The following is a 17,136-nucleotide window of genomic DNA, read 5'->3' as shown; positions in this document are numbered from 1 at the left end:
TTTACGGCGTAAAGACCGCCCGTTGACCCGCAGAGGTCAGGGCAGGGGATAGTCTCCTTCGGAGTTGCACCACCATCTCCGGAGATCCCGTGTCACAAACCACTCCTGGCCTGCAGAACAACCTGTCCCTCGCAGAGCGGCGCCGTCTGAGGCAGCAACAGCAGCAAGCACAGCCGGGAGCGGGCCCGAAGGTTACGGCGCTCCTGAGTGAGCTGGCTCCGAATCCCGCAAATCCACGGGGCACTCTGCCTCGCCTCGAGGAACTGGCTGACAGTATCCGGCGGGGCGGCATCGCCCAGTCCCTGACGATCATCCCGTCCTCGGTCTATGCGGCGGCCTACCCAGAGCATGTGGACCGCGTCGCGGCAGTTCCGTTCGTCGTCATCAACGGGAACCGGCGGTTGGCCGCCGCGGAAATGGCGTCCCTGCCCGAGGTTCCGGTCCTTATCAACACCACTGCGACGACCCGTACCGAGATCCTGGTCCTCGCGCTGACGGAGAACATCCAGCGCGAGGATCTCTCCGCGCTGGAGGAACTCGAGACGATCGAGGAGCTCAAGGAGCTCCTCGGGACCTATGCGGCCGTGGCCGCGGCCCTGGGCAAGAGTGAGGGGTGGGTGTCGCAGCGGCGGCGCCTGGCCAACCTCGCGCCCGATGTCCTTGATGCCTTCAAGGCCGGGGGCATGACGATCGAGCAGGCCCGGGACCTGGGCAAGATCAAGGACCACGCGGCCCAGCGGGAGGCCTGGACCCGCTCCCAGGAGAAGGGCGTCGACAAGCCCACCGAGAAGGCAGCTCCCCGCAAGGCCTCGAAGGCCAGGCTCCCTCGCCAGGCCGCGGCCAAGCCTGACAGCGACCCGGCCGTCGGCGCGCGGCGCGCGGCGTGCCAGGCGGCGCTGACCGGCACTCCGGCCGACGACACCGCCGTGGTTCTCTCCGCCCTCAGGAGCCCCGCCAGCGACGACGGAACTGCCGAGTGGCTCGCCGGGCAGTGGCTCGCCGCCGTGAACGGCGACGCCGAGCCCGGGTCCTCCTTCGCCTCCACGGCCACGGCGAACCCCCGCCAGGCCGTCCTGGCGATCGCCCTCGCCCAGTGCGAGCTGCGCATAACCGGCACCCCGGCACGTGTCGACCGCCCCTACATCGGCTGGCTGGTCGAGCACGCCGCCTATGAGGCGACGGCTGCGGAGCTGCGCCTGCTGGACGACGACCCCGCCTTTACGGCGTAAAGATCCGGAGATCACGATGACGACCCCTGAGAACTCTCTCCAGATCCCGGCGAACACGGGCCGCGCGACCCGCGTGATCGTGGCCGTGAACGAGAGCGGCGGATCGGTGAAGACCACCACCGTCAGCGCCCTGGCCGCGGCCGCCGCCACGGAGGGCCTGCTGGTGCTGGCCATCGAGGCGGACAGCCAGCGGGACCTGGCCCACATCCTCGGCTGCGACGACCCGGATGCGGACGAGAACATCGCCACACTCTGGGACGTGGTCGACGGCCTCGCCACCCTCGACGAAGCGGTCATCCCCGCCCGCCGAGGCGAGAGCGGACCGGTCATCCCCGGGCTGTGGCTCGTACCCGGCTCGCGCAAGCTCAAGGAACTGGACGACAAGCTCGCCGGTGTGATGCTCCGCGAAATGTGGTTCAGCCGGCTGATGACCGCGGTCATGGGCCGCTTCGATGTCATCTTCATCGACTGCCCCGGCGACCTGAAGCTCACCACCAAGGGTGCGCTTCTTGCCGACAAGGACAGGGTTGAGGTCATGGCCTGCGTGAAGTCGCAGGAGAAGGAGGCCCGCGCACTTACCGAGCTTGAGTCCACGCTCACCGAGATGAACAAGGCCTTCGGCCCGCTCGGTATCAACCTCGGGATCGACTGGATCGTGATAGGGGAGTCCGTCTCTCACGAGAGCCAGGGCAAGGTGTACAGCGACTCGGAGGCGCAGCTGCGCGAGGCCTACGGCGAGCTGGTGCTGAGCCCGTCGGTGCGGCGCAGCACCAAGGTCGCTGAGGCCTACTCCGCGCAGACCGCCATCCCGTTGTATGCACCGAACAGCGCGCCGGCGATCGAGTACCGGGGTATCGCCGCTGGCATGGGCCTCACCAAGGAGACCTTTACGGCGTAAAGATCCTCAACACGAAGGGGCCCGCCCCCGCCAGCTTTGACGCCGGCGGGGGCGGGCCCCTTCTTGTGCTCGGGGTCAGGCCGGAACGCGGCCGTGGATGCGATCCAGGCCGATGGCCTGGGTGACGACGGGGAGGGTGGCGGTCCAGTCGCCGTCGAAGTGCACGGCCTTGTCGCAGATGTAGCAGGCGGCGCCGAGCTTGAGGTTGGTCACCAGGATCTCGTTCCGTTTGGTCCAGTAGGCCCGGTCGAGGTCGTCATTGACCCTGGTCGCCAGTCCGCTGTATCGGGTCACCCACTCGGCGACGGCTTCGTGGAATCGGCGGGGGCGGGCGGTATAGACGAAGACAGCGCGGTGCGCGGCGAGCAGGCGCAGGGCCTCGATGGCGCCGGGGATCGGCTCGCCGTACAGCTGGCCGTCCATCCATCCGCGGCTGTCGACCAGCATCAGGGTCTCGTCGAAGTCCACGCCGACGGCCTGGCTGCTCGGGCTGTCGGAGCGAGGAGTGATGACGCGGTGCACGTGGTCCTCCGTCAGGTTGGTGACCTACAGGAAGGTGAGCTGGTCCTCGTCCGGGGCGGGGGCGCTCTCGGTGCGGGCCTCGGCGCGGGCGGTGTCGTGGGCGTCGTCGTCCCGGTCGCAGACCAGCCGGCCGTCGGGGAGCTCATCCCAGTCGCGTCCGACGGCGTCGTCGGCGGCGGCCTCGGGGGTGGTGTGGTGGGGGATGAACTCGTCCTCGGGCGAGTCGCCGCAGATGCTGCACTTGGCGGTCCAGCAGAGCGAGGGGACGGTGGCGCCGGCGCTCGGCTGGGCCGCTCCGGTGCGGTGCCAGGCGTAGCCGTGGTGGAGGACCAGGGCGTGGCTGACGGGCTGGAGCGGGGAGCCGTCGTCGAGGTCGGGCATCGGCAGGAGCGTGTCGGGGCCGGTGAGCCAGAGCTCCCAGGGCTGCTCGGGGGTGCCGGGGCGCTGCCGCTGGTCGGTGTCGGTGGTGAAGAGGCCGCGGCGGGCGGCCGGGGTGAGGGCGGGGGTAGTGGTCATGTCCGAGTGTCTCCTTCGCGGGTCGGCCCCGGCTCGCTGGGGTGCGGGCCGGGGCCGGGTTGGTGGCGGGTGGTCAGGTGGGATGAGTGGCGGCCGGGAGTGGTCGGCTACAGCAGGTCGGCGGCGTGGGCCTACACCTCGTGGTCGACGTCGTCGCCCTCGTCGCCCTGGTCGTCGCCGTCGGGGGCCGGGTCGACGAGTTCGGCGATGGCGTGGGCCCGGCCGAGAGCGGCCCACGGGTCGCCCTCCTCCTGCTCGCCGGCGGGCGGCGCCGGGTCGGCGGCAGGCTCGTCCAGGAGTACGGTCAGCTCGCTGATGCTGCGGACCTCGAGCGGCTTCTCCTCGCCCCGCACGAGGAGGTAGGAGCGGCCGGCGTACCCGTGGTCGGTGGCGGGGGAGGGGACGCACAGCAGGTGCGCTCCGCCGGGCAGCTCGCACGTCGCGCTGCCGTCCGGCTGCCCGGTCCAGTTCTCCGCCTCGGTGAGGGCGCCGTGGCTGAAGTCGAGGATGGCCGCGCCGGAGGCGGCACGCTGCGCGGCGTCGGCGCAGACGTCGGCGGCCAACTGCTCCCGGGTCGGCGCCGGGACCGCCTCACAGACCGCGGTGTGGTGCTCGGCGACGAGGCGGCGGCGCAGCGGGGTGAGGGCCTTGTAGGCGTGGTGGTCGGTGAGGACGGCGGCGAGGGTGCCGGTGGCGAGGGCGAGGGTGATGCGGATTTCGGTCGGGCGGGCGGTGAGGGTGCGGTAGGGGGTGAGGCCGGTGGCGGCTCCGGCGGTGACGATGGCGATGCTGTCGGCGGTGTCGAGGGCGGTGCGGATGGCGCGGGTGCGCAGGGTCTCGGTCATCGGGGCTTCCTCTCTGGTGGCGGGTGGTCAGGGCGTGGGTCGGTGGGCGGTGGTGAGGAAGTCGGTGGTGGAGGTTCCGGTGGTGCGGGTGGCCAGTGCGGCCGCGAGCCGGTCACTCGGCTGCAGGTGGGTGCCGAGGTGGGTGCGGGCCGCGGTCATGGCGTCGGCGACGGTGGCGTGGAAGCCGTGGTCGGCGACGGCGAGGTCGACGGCGGCCAGGGCGATGAGGTCTTCGTGGTCGGGCCCGGCCGCACTGGCAGCGGTCAGCTGGTCGAAGGCGGCCTTCCACCCTCGGTCGGCTCGCTCGCGGGCGGTGGTGGTGTCGAGCCTGGTGGTCCCGGCCCGGCCGAGGCCTGCGATCCAGTACCGGACAGGCACCTCGAAGGCTTCGGCGAACAGCACCTCGCGTCGGGTGGACTCGCCGAGGTAGAGGGTCGTGTCGGTGACGACCAGGACCTCGTCGGCGCAGGTGATCTTCGCCAGGTGCAGGGCGTCGAGGCGGCTCTTGAGGGTGGCGGCGGCCGCCGGGTCGGCCCAGAGCGGGTGGTGGTCACGCATGTTGACGGCCGGGGCGAGCACCATCCGACCGGCGGCGGTCTCGTGGAACGCGGCTTCGGCGATGGCTTCCCAGAAGCGGGTGCTTCCGCAGATCGTGACGGTCGGCGGAGACAGGTCGGGGACGTCGGGTACGTACGGCAACGGGCTCTCCGGTGGAGTAGGGCCGGTCGGTTCAGGCGGCCGGTGGCCGGGTGGCCGCGCCGCCCACCACGGCACCCCGCTCCCGGGCCTGGCGGGCGCGGGGCGGGGTGTGGTGGTGAGCAGCGTCAGTGCCCGGAGTGGCTGACTGCCGGGTAGATCCGCACTTCGTCGAAGCCCTCGGCGGTCAGGCCGGGGAGCGATTCGGCGGCGAGTTGGTGCTGCCAGCGCACGACGTCGTCCGGCACCCGTCGGTTGGGCGGGCGGAGCGAGTTTCGGTGCTGGCAGAGGTCGAGCGGCGTCGTCAGGACGATCGCCAGGAGGGGCCGGCCGTGGCGGCGGGCCCGCTCAATCAGCCGCGCCCTTACGGCCTGTTCCACGTTCGTCGAGTCGCAGACGACCGTTCGGCCTCGGAGCAGCCGGCCTTCGAGGACCAGGTCGTGGGTCTGGACTGCCTGGGCCGTGGCGCTCTGGTCTCCGGCGTCGCCTCCGGTCACCAGGGCCCGCAGGTCGTCGAGCGAGACGACCTGGCTGGACGGGATGGCGTGGGTGTAGGTGGTCTTGCCGGAACCGGCCGGGCCGATCAGCACCACCAGGGTCCCCCGGGCGATCGGGGCGTGAGCGGCGGGCATCGCGCGGTTGTCGGGGGTCATGCGGTCTCGCCGGTCGGCCATGGCGGACAAGGTCCTTTCCGGTGTGGGGGCCTGGCCCCCGGTGACGGTCAACGGGCGAGGACGGCGGCGGCGATGGTCTCGAAGCCGTGGTGGCAGGCGGCGTCCATGCAGTAGGCGCCGTTGATGCCGTGGTCGGCGAGGCGGTAGAAGCCGCCCTTGCCGGTGGCGTCGGCGAACCGCTGAAGGAGGCCGCCCGGCACCCGGCGGTCGATGGCGTAGTGCGTCAGCCCGCTGATCGCGAGGGCGGCGGTGACCGGGCCGGGGCGCAGGCGCAGGCCGAGCGCGCGGGCGCCGAGCAGAAGGGCGGCGGCCTGGGTGGCCGAGTAGGTCAGGCAGTGGATCGCGCAGGCGCGGCGGCCGGCGGCGGTGCCGTGGACGGTGCCGTCGTCGCCCGTGACGGGGGCGGTGTCGGTGGCGCCCTTGGTACGGGCGCAGTGATCACTCTGGACGAGGTGGTCACCGATGTCAGCTCCGGCGCGGAGCAGGGCGTAGGCGGCGGCGAAGCGGGCGGTGCGGGCGGTGTTCACGGGGTGCCTCCGAGGTCGGTGTCCGGCCGGGCGGCCGCGCCGCGCACCACCGCGTCCGCCGCCCGGGCCTGGCGGGCTCGGGAGCGGGCGGGGTGGTGGGCAGTGTCAGTGCCCGGGACGGGTCAGATCCGGGCGCCGGTGGGGTCGTCGGTGACTGCCTGTGGCCCGGCCGTGCCGCTGGCGTGGGTCCAGGGCAGGTGGAGGCCGTCGGCGGCCCGGCGCGGGACCAGGTGGATGTGCAGGTGCCGGATGGTCTGCGTGGCCTCGGCGCCGATGCTGGTGATCAGGTTCGCCGGGCCCGCGGTCTGGGCGAGTTCGGCGGCGTGGCGCATCGTCAGGGCGGTGACGGCCGGGTCGTACGCGGCGTCGGGGACGTGGCGCGTTGGCAGGACTAGCAGGTGCCCGTCGGTGACCGGGTTCAGCGGGACGATGGCCAACGCCTCGGGCCAGCGGGCCACGATCTGTGCGGGCGCGAGGCCGGCGGCGATCGCGCAGAACACGCATCTGCCGCCGGACCCGTTGTCGTGTGCGGTCGGGGTGGTCACCGGGTGCTCTCCTGGACCGGCAGGTGGACGTGGCGGTGCATCACAGTCACGGTCGCGCCGAGCTCCTGGAGCAGTCGGCCGGTTTGGCGGCCCACGGAGACACTGCGGTGCCTACCACCGCGGCAATAGACATGGATGCGGACCGTCTCTCCGGGCAGCGCGGTGTGCTGGGCCAGAGCCCGGCGCACAGTGCGCTCCACGATCTCGCGGGCGCCGGGGGTGGCGAGGACGTAGTCGAGGACGAACTGGGCGAGGCCGGTGGAGTTGATCATCTGATCGCGCACGGTGGGGTCCTCCGGCGGGTTCCTCAGAGCGGTCGTCAGATCGACGGTGAGGGCGTCACCGGGCGGCGGGTCCTGGTGGAGCGTGCCGAAGGTCGTGATCTCGAAGGTCGCGGCGGCGAGGTTGCCGGTGGGGGGCGTCGTGTTCAACAGGTTCTCCAATCTGGTCGGTGTCGGCCGGGCGGCCGCGCCGCGCACCACGTTGCCCGCCGCACCGGCCTGGCTGGCGCGGGGCGGCGGGCGCGGTGGTGGGCAGCGTCGCTATCCGAAGCTGTGGCTGGTCACCGGTACGTCCAGGGGCGGGTGGTGTCGATGCGGGCGGTGTCGAGGGCGACGGCCAGGCCGTGGTGGTCGCTCGCGCCGTCCGGGTCGTCGAGCAGGGTGTAGGAGTCGATGGCCGGGGCCAGCCGGGCGGAGACCCACAGCTGGTCGATCCGGTCGTCGGTGCCGGTGCGGCGCAGCAGGTCGTCGTCGCCGGTCTGCTGGTGGAGGTGCAAGGCGACGTCGACCAGGCCGTTGGCGGCGAGCTTCCAGGCGACGCGCCGGTCGGGGGCGGGCTGCTGGTCGAGGGCAGGGTCGGAGAGCAGGGTGCGGGAGCCGCGGTTGTAGGGGCGCCTGCGGTCCCAGGCCGGGTCGGGGCCCGCGGCCGGCGGGTAGTTGATGTCGCCGCCGAGGACGCAGTACGGGCCGAGGCGGTAGGTGCGCGACGCGGCGAAGTCGGGTTCGGCGACGGCCCGGTCGGCGCTGTACGGGGTGAGGTGCACGCTGGTGACGGCGAGTGGGGCGGGCAGGCCGGGGACGGTGAAGCCCGCGGTGCCGAAGCCGTGGTGGGTCTCGTCGGTGGTGTGGTCCGTGGTCCAGCTGGTGCGGCGGCCCAGGGTCTCGCGCCGGTAGAGAAGTGCGGTGCCGCGGCCGCTGCGGGCGGGGGCGAGGAGCGCATCGAGGCCGAGGTCCTGTTCGGCGCGGACGAGCTGGCGGTGGCCGGAGTCCGTCCAGCCTTCGGCTTCCTGGAGGAGGACCAGGTCGGGGTCGGCTTTGGCGATCCGCTCGGCGAGCAGCGGCCAGCGGTCTTCGGGAGAGCCGTCGCCGGCGAGCAGGGCGCCGCGTTGCAGGTTCTGGACGACGATGGTCAGCTTCATGGTCCTCTTCTTCGGGTGCGGCGGATCGGGGTGCTGGTCGCGGGGGTACCGCCGCCCCTTCGACCGGGTAGGCGCAGGGGCGGCGGGGCGATGAGTGTTCGGCGGGGCGTCAGCGCGGGATGGAGACCCAGCCGGTCACGGCCGGGCGGCCGGCGCCACGCACCCCGGCCTGGGTGGCGGGGGTGGCCGGCGCCGTGGTGCACGGCGTCAGTGTCCGGTCGGATTGGGGTGGTGATTCGTGGCGTCAGCGCCCATCCGAAAGTCGGATGGCGCGCTGGCTGAGCGGCGGAAGGTATGTCACCGTGAAGCCCTGCCAGAGCCGGTCGACGGGGTGGGAGTAGTCGTGAGCGAGGAGTCGGAGCGGGTCCGGCACGGTTTGGGCCACTACGCCGTCGATGTGGCGGTGGCGCTGACCGAGGACGGCGTCCCAGCAGCGGTGCACGCCGTCCACGGTCTCCAGGGCCAGGAGCCGTACGCGGTCGTGTCGGTCAGCTTCACGGTCGGCCAACGGCTGACTTCGGAGGGTCTGTGCGGTCTGGGCTGGGACTGTGTGTCCGGCTGGTACTTCTTCACCGGTGACCCGGCGCGGCCTCCTGCGGAGTTGATGGCCTGCGCTCGGTGGCTGGCTGACGGCCAGGTACCGCGTCCGGCCCGGCTGCGGTCGTTCGTGTCGGCCGTGCTGCTGGACCCGACGAGCGCCGGCAGCGCCGAACGCCCCTACTACGCCGCCCCTGGCGGCGGGCCCGGCCTGGCCGATCGCCTCGCCCCCTACCTCTCACATACCGTCCCCGAGCCGTGGCAGCAGCGGTTCGCCGGCCGACAGCAGGGGATCCTTCACGCCCGGGTGCTGGAGTATCTGCGGGACGACACCGACGGCGTGGTGATGCTGCCGCTGCGCGCAGGCGAGGCGCGGGCGGTGGTGGAACTGCTGGAGCTGCACGACCTGACCGGCCGCCACCTGTACCCGATGGGACGGCTGGCCGGACATCTCGCCCGCGACATCCAGGCTCGCCTGGCAGACGGGTTGTCGCTGGAACCGGCCGCCGGAGTGGTGTACGCCCAGATCCTCCGTGAGGAGAACGAGGCGGTCGCTGCCGAGATCGAGGCGGAACGGCTGAGGATGCGCCGGGACTTCGGGCCGGACGGCCTGGAGGACGGGCCGCCGGTGGAGTTCTTCTAGCCGGTCCCGTCTCCTGTGGGGCCCGTCATGGTGGTGACGGGCCCCACAGTGTGTCCGCTGCCGGGTGGATCAGGTCATCAGGCGCCACGCGATCACGATGATGACCAGCAGGCCGGCGAGAACGGCCTTCGGGTTGAGGCTCCAACAGCCCTCCAGCACCTTGATCTCGGCCCAGATCGCGTCGATCTCCTGCTGCAGGCCGGTGTGGGCGGCGGTGCCGGGTATGAGGGTGTTCTGGACGGCTCCCTTCTCGGCCAGGCTCTGGCGGAGCTTGGCGAGGCGCTCGTCACGGGATATGGCCCAGGGCATCGGGCGGGGTCCTTCCGGTCGGCGGGTACGGCAATGCGGGCAGGGGCGGGGGTGCGGCTCAGGTGAGGGTGCGGGCGTCGGCCAGGCCCTCGATCCGGGACGCCTGGGCGTGGATGCGCTGGGCGAGGACGGTCAGGCGGGCGGTGTCCTCGGTGGACCAGCGGCGGCGGGCGAGGTCGGCGGCGAGCCGGTCGGCGTCCGCGCGCAGCTGGAGCAGGTCGGCGGCCAGGGCCTGGGCGCGCTGCGTGATGACGGCGGCCAGCGGGTCGGCGGGTGCCGGGTAGGGGCCGGGGTGGGTCACGGTGTGCTGGCTCCTCGGCGGAGTGGGTTGGCGTGGTTCAGAAGAAGACGAGCTGCTCGCGGGTCCCGGCCGGAGCGGACGGGAGGTCGGGCAGGCCCGGGGAGTCGGCGGGGGCGGGGCCCTTCTCACCGGCGATGTGCCAGTCGGCGAGGGCCTGGGCATCGGCGGCAGTGCGGCACCACGCGTCGTCGCTGAGCAGGCGGCGGGTGACGATCCGCCCGCAGCAGTTGACCCACCACCAGCCCGGCCTGGTCTCGCCGCGGGCCTGCTGGATCAGCGGCTTCGCGTGGTGGCACGCGCAGCGGCAGAGCCGGCGGCAGGGCGGTCCGGCGAGCCACACCCACGCGAGGTCGTTGACGCCGGAGCGCAGGTCCGGGGACGCGTGCCGGTGGGGCACGGGGTGGTAAGCGTGGCGGTTCAGGCCGGCCTGGATGACGGTCTCGCGAGTCGGGCGGCCGTCCTCGCGGCACTCGCCGTGGCGGCCCGCCTGGCACTCGCTCGACGGCGGGCCCTGGCAGGCGCAGTCGGTGAACGTGCCCGGGATGTGCTCGAAGGAGCGCAGCCAGCTCGACGGCCAGACGTTCTCCCGCACCCACGCGGCAGCCCGCGGCGGCATGGCGTCGGGCTCGCGGGCGCCGGTGTCCGGGTTGTCGCGGGCGCGCTCCACGGCGAGGCGGGCGCGGCCGGCGTCGGTGAGGCAGGGGCCGTCGGGATGGTCGGCGAGCAACCCGCCCCAGATGAGTTCGACAACGTTGTTGGGGACGCCGTGGATGCGGTAGCGGTCGCGGTCGTAGTCGAGCAGGCCGCGGTCGGCGAGGTCGAGCCACCTCGCGTTGACGGGCTTGTCGTCGGGCCAGGGGTCGTACACGGCGGGTACCTCCGAGCGAAGGGGTGCGGAGAGAAAGGAACCGGACCGGCCGCGGGATGTGCGGCCGACCCGGCGCGGGCGGGGAACAGGTGTGGTTCAGCCGGAGAGGCGCACCGGCATGACCAGGTGCTGGTAGCTGGCGTCGATGTCGTCGCCGAGGCGGCCGGCCAGGTAGGCGGGCTTGTGCGGGTGGCGCACGCGCAGGTCTGCCTCGCTGGTGCCGAGCGCCTTCAGCGCGTCGACCAGGAAGGCCGGGTTGAAGGCGAGTGCCAGGCCGTCGCAGGCGCCGTCGGTGTCGGCGCCGGCGGCCTGGGCGGGGATGCGGTCGCTGGCCTGCGCGTCGTCACCCGAGCCGGCCTCGACGACCACCTGCTCGCCGTTCTGGTCGACGACCAGGCGCACGGGCGTGTTACGGGTGGCGACCAGGGCGACGCGCTGGATCGCGGCGACGGCCTCCGCGACCGACAGGCGCAGCGTCATGGGCCAGTCGCCGTCGAAGAAGCCGCCCATCTTCGGGAACTCGCCGTCGAGCAGGCGGGTCATGTAGGTGCGCCCGCCGGGGATGGAGAGGCCGAGCAGGCCCTGCGACCAGTGCAGGGTGAGGGTGTGCTCGCCCTCCAGCGCTTTCACGGCTTCGGCGAGGCTCTTGGCGGGCACCAGCGCCGCGGCCTCGTCGTCACCGTTCTTCTTCCCGCCGCGCTTGGCGGGGGCGGGCAGGGTGCCGGTGGGGCTGACGGTGAGTTCCTTGTGGGTCATGCGGTAGCGGTCGGTGGCGTCCAGGTGGAGCGCCTCGCCGTCCAGGCGCATCTTGATGCCGGTCAGCGCGGGGAGGGAGGTGTCGGTGGAGGCGGCGACGGCGACCTGGGCGACGGCGTCGGCGAGGACGTCGGCCTGCACCGTGGCGACCGCCTCGGGCAGGGGGAGCGCGGCCGGGTACTCGTCGATGGGGAGTACCGGCAGGGTGAAGCGGGCGGCGCGGCAGCCGACGGCCAGGCGGGCGCCCTTGTCGACGAGTTCGAGGTCGACGTCGGCGGACTTGGGCAGGCGGGAGCAGATGTCGTTCAGGAGCCGGCCGGGGACCAGGGCGGTGCCGTCCTCGGCGATCTCGGCGGAGACGGTGGCGGAGGTGTAGACCTCGCCGTCGCAGGCGGACAGGCGCAGGCTGCCGTCGCCGGTGGCCAGGAGCATGCCGAGCATGACCGGGACCGGCGCCCGGGACGGGAGGGCCTTGGCGGTGTAGGAGACGGCGTCGGTGAGCGCGGAGACGGGCAGGCGCAGCTTCATCTGGAGGTCCTCTCGGGGAAATCGGGTTCGGCGGGCGGGGCGGGGCTACTCGCTCTCGTCGTCGTCGGCGGCGTCGGCGGCGTCGGGGCCGAAGGGCATGCAGTCGGGGTAGTCGGTGTCGAGGAGCAGGCAGTCGCCGTAGTCGTCGGCGCGCTCCAGGACGAGTTCGGCGGTGCCGACGTAGCCGGGCACCAGGGCCATGACCGGGGCGTGGTCGGGCAGGCCGGCCAGGACGGCCGCGAGGTCGCCGAGCGTCAGTACTCCGGCCAGGGCCGTACGGCGGCCGGCTGCGGGCGGCGCTTCGCCGTCGGTGGGGGCCGGGGCGGGGGCCGGGGCGGGCAGGTGGAGGTCGAGGGCCGGGGTGTTCGGGTCGGGCTCGGGCGCGGTGGTGTGCAGGACCAGGGCGCCGTCCCAGGTGGTGTTGCGCAGCGGCCAGGCGGCGCGGCGGTTCCACTGCGGGACGCCGCAGACGACCAGCAGGTGGTCGGGCAGGCGCGTGAGGCGGGCGGTGAGGTCGCCGACGGTGAGGCGGGCGGCGCTGTGGGGGGTGCCCTCGATCCGCCACGGCTCCTGGCGGTCGACCGGGGGACGGCGGCGGGCGGCGGCCTTGAGGGTCTCGGTGATGGCGGTGACCGCGGCGGCGCCCATCTCCTCGGGGCTGGCCGGGTCGGCGGTGACGGTGACGGTGGTGTTCACGACGTCCTCCAGGCGGAACTGCGAGGTCGGCCGGACGGCCGGCCCCGCCTCCGGAGGCGCCTGCGCCCGCCCCGGCCTGGTGTCGGCGGGGCGGGCGGAGCGCGGCCGGGGGCGAGGCTGACGGCCCGGACGGTCAGAGGGCGTGGTGCAGGGCGGGGGTGGTGGGTGCGTCGGGGCAGGTGGTGGTGCCGTCCGGGGTACGCCAGGTCCGCTCGGGGTCGTCCTCGCTGGCGGCCCACGCGAGCGGCTGGTCGCAGTGGCGGCAGCGGAAGCCGCCGGCGGCCGGAGCGGGAGCCTTGACGGCGGCCAGGTTGGCCAGCGGGCTCATGCGGGGCAGCGGCGCCGGCCGGGCAGCCGGTTGCGAGGCCGGGGCCGGGATGGTGTCCGGCCGGGTGTGGGCGGCGGCGAGCTGGGTGAGGGCCTCTTCGACGGCGGGGCTCAGGAGCATGCGGGTGCGGCGCTCGGTCTTCCACCACCGGCCCGCGTACGCGGCCGGTGCGAGGATCAGCCAGACGCCGGCGGTGACGGCGGCGGCCGCGGTGTGCCCGCCTGCGGGGCCGGCCTGCCAGGTCGCCGCGCAGGCGGCCACGCCGAGGAGCGCCCAGCCGGCGCGGGCGGCGGTGGAGCCGCGCCGGGCCGCGACGAACAGCACCAGCGTGAGGACCAGTGCGGCGCCGCCCACCTGGCCCGGGGTGGCGGGCAGACCGGCCGCGTGCTGGCGCAGCCAGGCGGCGACGCCGCCGAGCGGGACCTGGAGAACGTCGCGGACGCCGTCGGCGGCATCGCTGTGCCACAGGTAGGCGGCGGCGTGGAGGCAGCCGCGGGCGAGGCTTGAGGCCATGGCGGCGGCCAGGCGGACCGCGGTGGTGACGAGGGTGATGGTCAGGGACGCGGCGAGGACGGCGGTCAGGGCGGTGGCGGTGATCTGTCCGGCGCGCTGGGCGGGGCTGGTGCGGGTGCGCCAGGTGGTGGCGGCCTTCTCGCGCAGGGGTGTGGTGGCCTCCCAGGCGCTGGTGGTGGTGGCGAGGACGCGCAGGGCGGCGTCGGTGAGGCGGGTGGCGAGCACGGTGGGCGGGTCTCCGATCGGGGTCGGCGGTAGTCGGCGAACTGGTGCGGGCGCCGCGGCGCCTTCTGGGGCCGACGGTCCCGCCCCGGGGCCGGGCCGTGGTGGCCGGGATCCGGGGTGGGTCCGTCGGCCCTCGGAGGGGCCGGGAGCGGTCAGTGGCCGAAGTGGGCGGTGAGGGTGCGGGTGGCGTGGGGCAGGACGGTGGCGGTGCCGTCGGCGATGCGCTCGCGCAGTTGCGGCAGGACCGGGTGGGCCGGGGTGCCGTGGACGGTGATGTCACCGGCGAGGAGCTGGTCGCGCAGGTCGAGCGGCCACACGTCCAGGCGCAGGGTGCTGGCGGCGACGGCGGTCTCGATGGCGAGGGCGCGGCCGGTGGCGATCAGTTCCTGGAGCTGCTCGGCCGGGCGGGGCCGGCACAGGAGGTGGTCGGCCTCGTCGATCAGGAGCAGGATCCGCGGCTGGTCCTCGGTCGGGGTGTGGGCGGTGCTGCCCGTGGCGACACAGGCGGCGGCGCGCTGGCGGGCGAGGTCGAGGACCTGGTCGAGCATCTGCTCGGCGCCGTCGAAGTCGGCGCACCGGTCGGCGGTGGTGGTCAGGCCGTCGCGCCGGGGCTCGATGGCCCAGGTGGTCGCGGTGGGGTCGGTGGTGGCCCGGGCAGCGAGCTGCTGGAGAGTGTGGGTCTTGCCGGAGCCGGTGGTGCCGACGACCAGGTGGGTGTGCGCCATGGCGGGGTGCCTCCTTGAGGGCATGGGTAAGGGGCCCTCGGCCGGGGTGGCCGGGGCTTGGATGCGGTGGTGCGGGTGTGGATCCGCCCGCCCGGCCGTGGTGGCCGGGCGGGCGGAGAACGGGGCGGGCCTGCCGGGCTACGCCTCGACGGACTCGCTGGCGTCGGCGGTCAGGGGCAGGCCGTACTCGCCGCCCACCTGCGGGTTGCGGACGACCGCGCCGCTCTTGGTGAGTTCGGTGAGCTTGTTCTCGGCGGTCTTCTTGGCGACCTGGGTCATCTCGATGATCTGGTCGATGTGCAGGTAGGTGACGTCCAGTCCGGCGGGGTCGCGCCACTCGTCCAGGACGGCGAGGATCTTCTCCTTCGCGGTGGGCTCCTTGGCGAGCGTGGGTGCGGGCGCGGGCGTCCAGGGCGCGCCGCCACCGTCGGCGCCGTCCTCGGCGGCGGGGCCGACGGGGACGGTGGCGATCTGGTCGCGCTCCTCCCAGCCGGGGAAGTCCGCGGGGTAGGCGATGGCGTCCTCGTCCCAGAGGCCGGCGGCGGACTCCAGGATCCAGGCCCGCATCATCTCCGCCCGCTCGTCCGGGCCGACGACGTACCCGACACCGAAGGTCCGGCGCGGGTCGTCCTCGGGGACGGTCGGGTCGTAGACGAGGCTGTCGGTGCCGGTGCGCCAGTAGGCGGGGATCCGGCTCGGGTCGATGCCGTCGAAGCCCTCGGGCAGGTCGACGCGGTGCTTCTGCGCCCCGTCGGACCGCAGCAGGACGAGGGCGCCGCCGTAGAAGATGTTGTCGCGGATCGACGTGTCGGAGCCCATCTTGTCGAGGTTGAGGATCTGGCCGCACAGCACCATCGCCATGCCCAGCGAGCGGCCCTGCTCGGCGAGGGCCGCGACGATGAAGGCGGCCTCCTTCATGTACTCGCTCTTCTCGGAGAGGAGCTGGGCGAACTCGTCGAGGACGACCGCGATGAACGGCATCTCCTCGGTCGCGGTGAAGTTCTTCATCCGCATCGCCTGCGACTGCTCGATGCGGTGCAGCAGGATCGCGTAGGCCAGGCGCAGGGCGCCCATCGCGCCGTCCTTGCCGGTGCCCGCGAACGCGGACATGTCCTCGACATCGGGGTTGCTGCTGCCCTTGGGGTCGGCGTAGATGATCGCGATCCCGTTGACGTGGTAGCTCAGGCACAGCAGCTGCAGGACGCCGCCCTTGCCGGAGCCGGTGACGCCGGCGACCAGGGCGTGGCGGGCGCCGCCCTTGGGGTCGAACAGCTGCAGGCGCGAGGGCCTGCCGGAGATGCCCAGGCCGAGCTGGACGAAGCCGTTGGCGTTCGAGCGCAGTGCCTCGGGTCCGGGCAGCGGCTTGCCGGCCTCCAGCGGGGAGCGGTCCATCAGCCGCAGGATCGCCCGGCGCGGGTCCTGCGTCGGCTCGACCGACACCAGCAGGGTGGTCTTCCGCAGGGCTCCGGCGATGCGGACCATGTCCGGCAGGGTGATCGCGTCGGTGTCCTCATCCGCGACGATCCACGCCGCGACCCCGCCGGTGGCCGGGTCCTGCACCGCGCCCTCGAGGTGCGTGCCGGGCATGCACCCGGACCTGTTGCCGACCCGCTGGAGCCACAGCGTCTCCAGCGGCCCGTACTGCGCCTGCTCGCTGACGGGCTGGGCGGTGTGGACCAGGATCTCGCGGGCGGACTCGTGGGGGCCCGGCGTGATGCGGATCCAGGCGGGCGGCAGCCGGTACACCCCCGACACGGTCTCCGCGGTGACGGTGACCGGCCGGCCGGGCGCGGCCTCGATGATCCCCTCCCACGCCTCGGGGCCGTGGGCGGTCAGGTGAAGTTCCTGGCCCGGGTGGGTGCCCTCCTTGCCGGAGATGTGCGCCAGCCAGCGCTCCAGCACCGCGCGCTGCGCCGGTGTCAGCGAGTCCTGCGGTGCGGCCTGGGCCGCCGGGGCCTGGACGGCGGCGCGGCGCCGGCGCCGGTTGCCGAGCACCTTGCGCAGCACGAACGCGGTGTACCCGCTCGCGCCCCACCAGGCGACGGACACCAGGCCGGTGACCGAGGGCAGGGTCATCCACCCGGCGAGCAGGGCGTCCGCGCCGGGCAGGCCCTGGAGGGTGACGGTGGCCGCGGCGGTCGCGGTGGCCACCGCCGAGACGAACATGGGCCGGCGGTGCGCGGCCAGGATGTCGCCGCCCGGCAAGGCGGCCAGCGTCCGCTCGGAGAGCAGGCCGGCGAAGTTCGCGCCCGCGAGCGCGGCCGGGGCCGCCAGCAGGCACGAGACGGTGCTGGCGGCCTGGCCCTGAAGGAACGGCAGGACCGCGGCGACCGCCGCCGGGGCGGCGGTCTCCACGACGGCGACCGCCCGCTCGACCGTCGGGCTGCGCACCGCCTGTTCGGCGGGGGTGGTGTCGGTGCTCATCGCGGTGTGCTCCTTACTCCTGGGTGTACCAGGTGCGGTCGGCCATCTGGACCGGGGCGTTGTCGACGGCCTGCTGGATGCCCTCGTGGGACCTGACCGCCTCGAGCTCGACGGCGCGGGCGTACTGGGAGGCGGTGTCGGCCTGGTTGGCGTAGCCGCTCGTGGTCTTGCCCAGGGCCTGCATGGCCTTGGCGAGTTCGCGGGTCTCCGCGACGGTGGCGGTGTCGACGTTCAGCGACGCGATGTTGTCGGCGGTGCGGCCGACGTTCGTGGCCCCCTCGGCCAAGCGCGAAGCGAGCCGCTGGTGGTGCTCGGCACCACGGACGACGTCCTTGGCGAGCCTGGCCACCTCCCGCTTCAGCTCGCGGTAGGCGAGGTTCGCCGCCTTGCTGTTCTTGTTCGTTGCCATCG

21 protein-coding genes are annotated in these 17,136 nt (G+C 73.6%); 3 read left to right on the top strand and 18 right to left on the bottom strand.

Translation table 11 applies throughout. The features are described from left to right. Positions 1-89 precede the first annotated feature (89 nt). Together ACFZBX_RS33575 and ACFZBX_RS33570 are read left to right on the top strand one after the other, a co-directional pair. Positions 90-1,229, top strand: coding sequence for a ParB/RepB/Spo0J family partition protein (locus tag ACFZBX_RS33575; protein WP_391537582.1), 1,140 nt, complete (start codon positions 90-92; stop codon positions 1,227-1,229). Between the two features lie 16 nt (positions 1,230-1,245). Then, a complete protein-coding gene (locus ACFZBX_RS33570) occupies positions 1,246-2,127 on the top strand; it encodes a ParA family protein (RefSeq protein ID WP_391537581.1) in 882 nt (293 codons plus the stop codon). 75 nt (positions 2,128-2,202) lie between these two features. Here the strand turns inward: ACFZBX_RS33570 and ACFZBX_RS33565 are convergent, their stop codons facing one another. The 9 genes from ACFZBX_RS33565 to ACFZBX_RS33525 form a co-directional block, all read right to left on the bottom strand. Next, positions 2,203-2,649, bottom strand: a complete 447-nt coding sequence (locus ACFZBX_RS33565; protein WP_391537580.1) for a hypothetical protein — start codon at positions 2,647-2,649, stop codon at positions 2,203-2,205. Between the two features lie 24 nt (positions 2,650-2,673). After that, positions 2,674-3,165, bottom strand: a complete 492-nt coding sequence (locus tag ACFZBX_RS33560) for a hypothetical protein (protein WP_391537579.1) — start codon at positions 3,163-3,165, stop codon at positions 2,674-2,676. A gap of 131 nt (positions 3,166-3,296) precedes the next feature. Then, on the bottom strand, positions 3,297-4,010 hold the full coding sequence (locus ACFZBX_RS33555) for a hypothetical protein (RefSeq protein ID WP_391537578.1): 714 nt from the start codon (positions 4,008-4,010) through the stop codon (positions 3,297-3,299). Between the two features lie 27 nt (positions 4,011-4,037). Further along, positions 4,038-4,709: a hypothetical protein gene (locus ACFZBX_RS33550; RefSeq protein ID WP_391537577.1), complete on the bottom strand. Its 672-nt coding sequence runs from the start codon at positions 4,707-4,709 to the stop codon at positions 4,038-4,040. 125 nt (positions 4,710-4,834) lie between these two features. Further along, positions 4,835-5,380, bottom strand: a complete 546-nt coding sequence (locus tag ACFZBX_RS33545; protein WP_391537576.1) for an AAA family ATPase — start codon at positions 5,378-5,380, stop codon at positions 4,835-4,837. Between the two features lie 47 nt (positions 5,381-5,427). After that, positions 5,428-5,907 (bottom strand): hypothetical protein, encoded by a 480-nt coding sequence (locus ACFZBX_RS33540; RefSeq protein ID WP_391537575.1) that lies wholly within the window; start codon positions 5,905-5,907, stop codon positions 5,428-5,430. Between the two features lie 122 nt (positions 5,908-6,029). Continuing rightward, positions 6,030-6,452 (bottom strand): HIT family protein, encoded by a 423-nt coding sequence (locus ACFZBX_RS33535; RefSeq protein ID WP_391537574.1) that lies wholly within the window; start codon positions 6,450-6,452, stop codon positions 6,030-6,032. Continuing rightward, positions 6,449-6,883 (bottom strand): hypothetical protein, encoded by a 435-nt coding sequence (locus tag ACFZBX_RS33530; RefSeq protein ID WP_391537573.1) that lies wholly within the window; start codon positions 6,881-6,883, stop codon positions 6,449-6,451. The genes ACFZBX_RS33535 and ACFZBX_RS33530 overlap by 4 nt, the downstream gene beginning before the upstream one ends. A gap of 131 nt (positions 6,884-7,014) precedes the next feature. Then, the gene (locus ACFZBX_RS33525) at positions 7,015-7,872 is read right to left on the bottom strand and encodes an endonuclease/exonuclease/phosphatase family protein (protein ID WP_391537572.1); all 858 of its coding nucleotides are present in this window, start codon (positions 7,870-7,872) and stop codon (positions 7,015-7,017) included. Positions 7,873-8,215: 343 nt separating this feature from the next. Between ACFZBX_RS33525 and ACFZBX_RS33520 the strand changes: the two genes are divergently transcribed. Continuing rightward, positions 8,216-9,052 (top strand): hypothetical protein, encoded by an 837-nt coding sequence (locus ACFZBX_RS33520; RefSeq protein ID WP_391537571.1) that lies wholly within the window; start codon positions 8,216-8,218, stop codon positions 9,050-9,052. Between the two features lie 69 nt (positions 9,053-9,121). Here the strand turns inward: ACFZBX_RS33520 and ACFZBX_RS33515 are convergent, their stop codons facing one another. The 9 genes from ACFZBX_RS33515 to ACFZBX_RS33475 all read right to left on the bottom strand — a co-directional run bounded on the left by ACFZBX_RS33515 (position 9,122) and on the right by ACFZBX_RS33475 (position 17,134). After that, a complete protein-coding gene (locus tag ACFZBX_RS33515) occupies positions 9,122-9,361 on the bottom strand; it encodes a hypothetical protein (protein WP_391537570.1) in 240 nt (79 codons plus the stop codon). Positions 9,362-9,419: 58 nt separating this feature from the next. After that, positions 9,420-9,662, bottom strand: coding sequence for a hypothetical protein (locus ACFZBX_RS33510; protein ID WP_391537569.1), 243 nt, complete (start codon positions 9,660-9,662; stop codon positions 9,420-9,422). 37 nt (positions 9,663-9,699) lie between these two features. Further along, positions 9,700-10,530 (bottom strand): hypothetical protein, encoded by an 831-nt coding sequence (locus tag ACFZBX_RS33505; RefSeq protein WP_391537568.1) that lies wholly within the window; start codon positions 10,528-10,530, stop codon positions 9,700-9,702. A 96-nt stretch (positions 10,531-10,626) separates the two neighbouring features. Then, on the bottom strand, positions 10,627-11,814 hold the full coding sequence (gene dnaN, locus ACFZBX_RS33500) for a DNA polymerase III subunit beta (protein ID WP_391537567.1): 1,188 nt from the start codon (positions 11,812-11,814) through the stop codon (positions 10,627-10,629). Between the two features lie 45 nt (positions 11,815-11,859). Next, complete coding sequence (locus tag ACFZBX_RS33495; protein WP_391537566.1) at positions 11,860-12,510, bottom strand: hypothetical protein; 651 nt, start codon at positions 12,508-12,510, stop codon at positions 11,860-11,862. Positions 12,511-12,643: 133 nt separating this feature from the next. Further along, on the bottom strand, positions 12,644-13,576 hold the full coding sequence (locus tag ACFZBX_RS33490) for a hypothetical protein (protein WP_391537565.1): 933 nt from the start codon (positions 13,574-13,576) through the stop codon (positions 12,644-12,646). Positions 13,577-13,728: 152 nt separating this feature from the next. Next, entirely contained in the window at positions 13,729-14,301 is a 573-nt protein-coding gene (locus ACFZBX_RS33485; protein ID WP_391537564.1) for a type IV secretory system conjugative DNA transfer family protein, read from the bottom strand. A gap of 138 nt (positions 14,302-14,439) precedes the next feature. Further along, complete coding sequence (locus ACFZBX_RS33480) at positions 14,440-16,725, bottom strand: helicase HerA-like domain-containing protein (RefSeq protein WP_391537563.1); 2,286 nt, start codon at positions 16,723-16,725, stop codon at positions 14,440-14,442. A gap of 13 nt (positions 16,726-16,738) precedes the next feature. Then, positions 16,739-17,134, bottom strand: coding sequence for a hypothetical protein (locus ACFZBX_RS33475; RefSeq protein ID WP_391537562.1), 396 nt, complete (start codon positions 17,132-17,134; stop codon positions 16,739-16,741). Between the last annotated feature and the right edge of the window lie 2 nt (positions 17,135-17,136).

Origin of the sequence: Kitasatospora sp. NPDC008115 (assembly GCF_042957205.1) — a bacterium.
Classification (GTDB): domain Bacteria; phylum Actinomycetota; class Actinomycetes; order Streptomycetales; family Streptomycetaceae; genus Kitasatospora.
Note: the sequence above shows the minus strand (reverse complement) of the source record. Positions and strands in the feature narration are given on the sequence as shown.

Bases quoted from the DNA above. Each gene is read 5' to 3' on its own strand.
- ACFZBX_RS33480 (WP_391537563.1), bottom strand. From the start codon at position 16,725: ATGAGCACCGACACCACCCCCGCCGAACAGGCGGTGCGCAGCCCGACG.
- ACFZBX_RS33475 (WP_391537562.1), bottom strand. From the start codon at position 17,134: ATGGCAACGAACAAGAACAGCAAGGCGGCGAACCTCGCCTACCGCGAG.
- ACFZBX_RS33525 (WP_391537572.1), bottom strand. From the start codon at position 7,872: ATGAAGCTGACCATCGTCGTCCAGAACCTGCAACGCGGCGCCCTGCTC.
- ACFZBX_RS33555 (WP_391537578.1), bottom strand. From the start codon at position 4,010: ATGACCGAGACCCTGCGCACCCGCGCCATCCGCACCGCCCTCGACACC.
- ACFZBX_RS33515 (WP_391537570.1), bottom strand. From the start codon at position 9,361: ATGCCCTGGGCCATATCCCGTGACGAGCGCCTCGCCAAGCTCCGCCAG.
- ACFZBX_RS33570 (WP_391537581.1), top strand. From the start codon at position 1,246: ATGACGACCCCTGAGAACTCTCTCCAGATCCCGGCGAACACGGGCCGC.
- ACFZBX_RS33485 (WP_391537564.1), bottom strand. From the start codon at position 14,301: ATGGCGCACACCCACCTGGTCGTCGGCACCACCGGCTCCGGCAAGACC.
- dnaN (WP_391537567.1), bottom strand. From the start codon at position 11,814: ATGAAGCTGCGCCTGCCCGTCTCCGCGCTCACCGACGCCGTCTCCTAC.
- ACFZBX_RS33545 (WP_391537576.1), bottom strand. From the start codon at position 5,380: ATGGCCGACCGGCGAGACCGCATGACCCCCGACAACCGCGCGATGCCC.
- ACFZBX_RS33560 (WP_391537579.1), bottom strand. From the start codon at position 3,165: ATGACCACTACCCCCGCCCTCACCCCGGCCGCCCGCCGCGGCCTCTTC.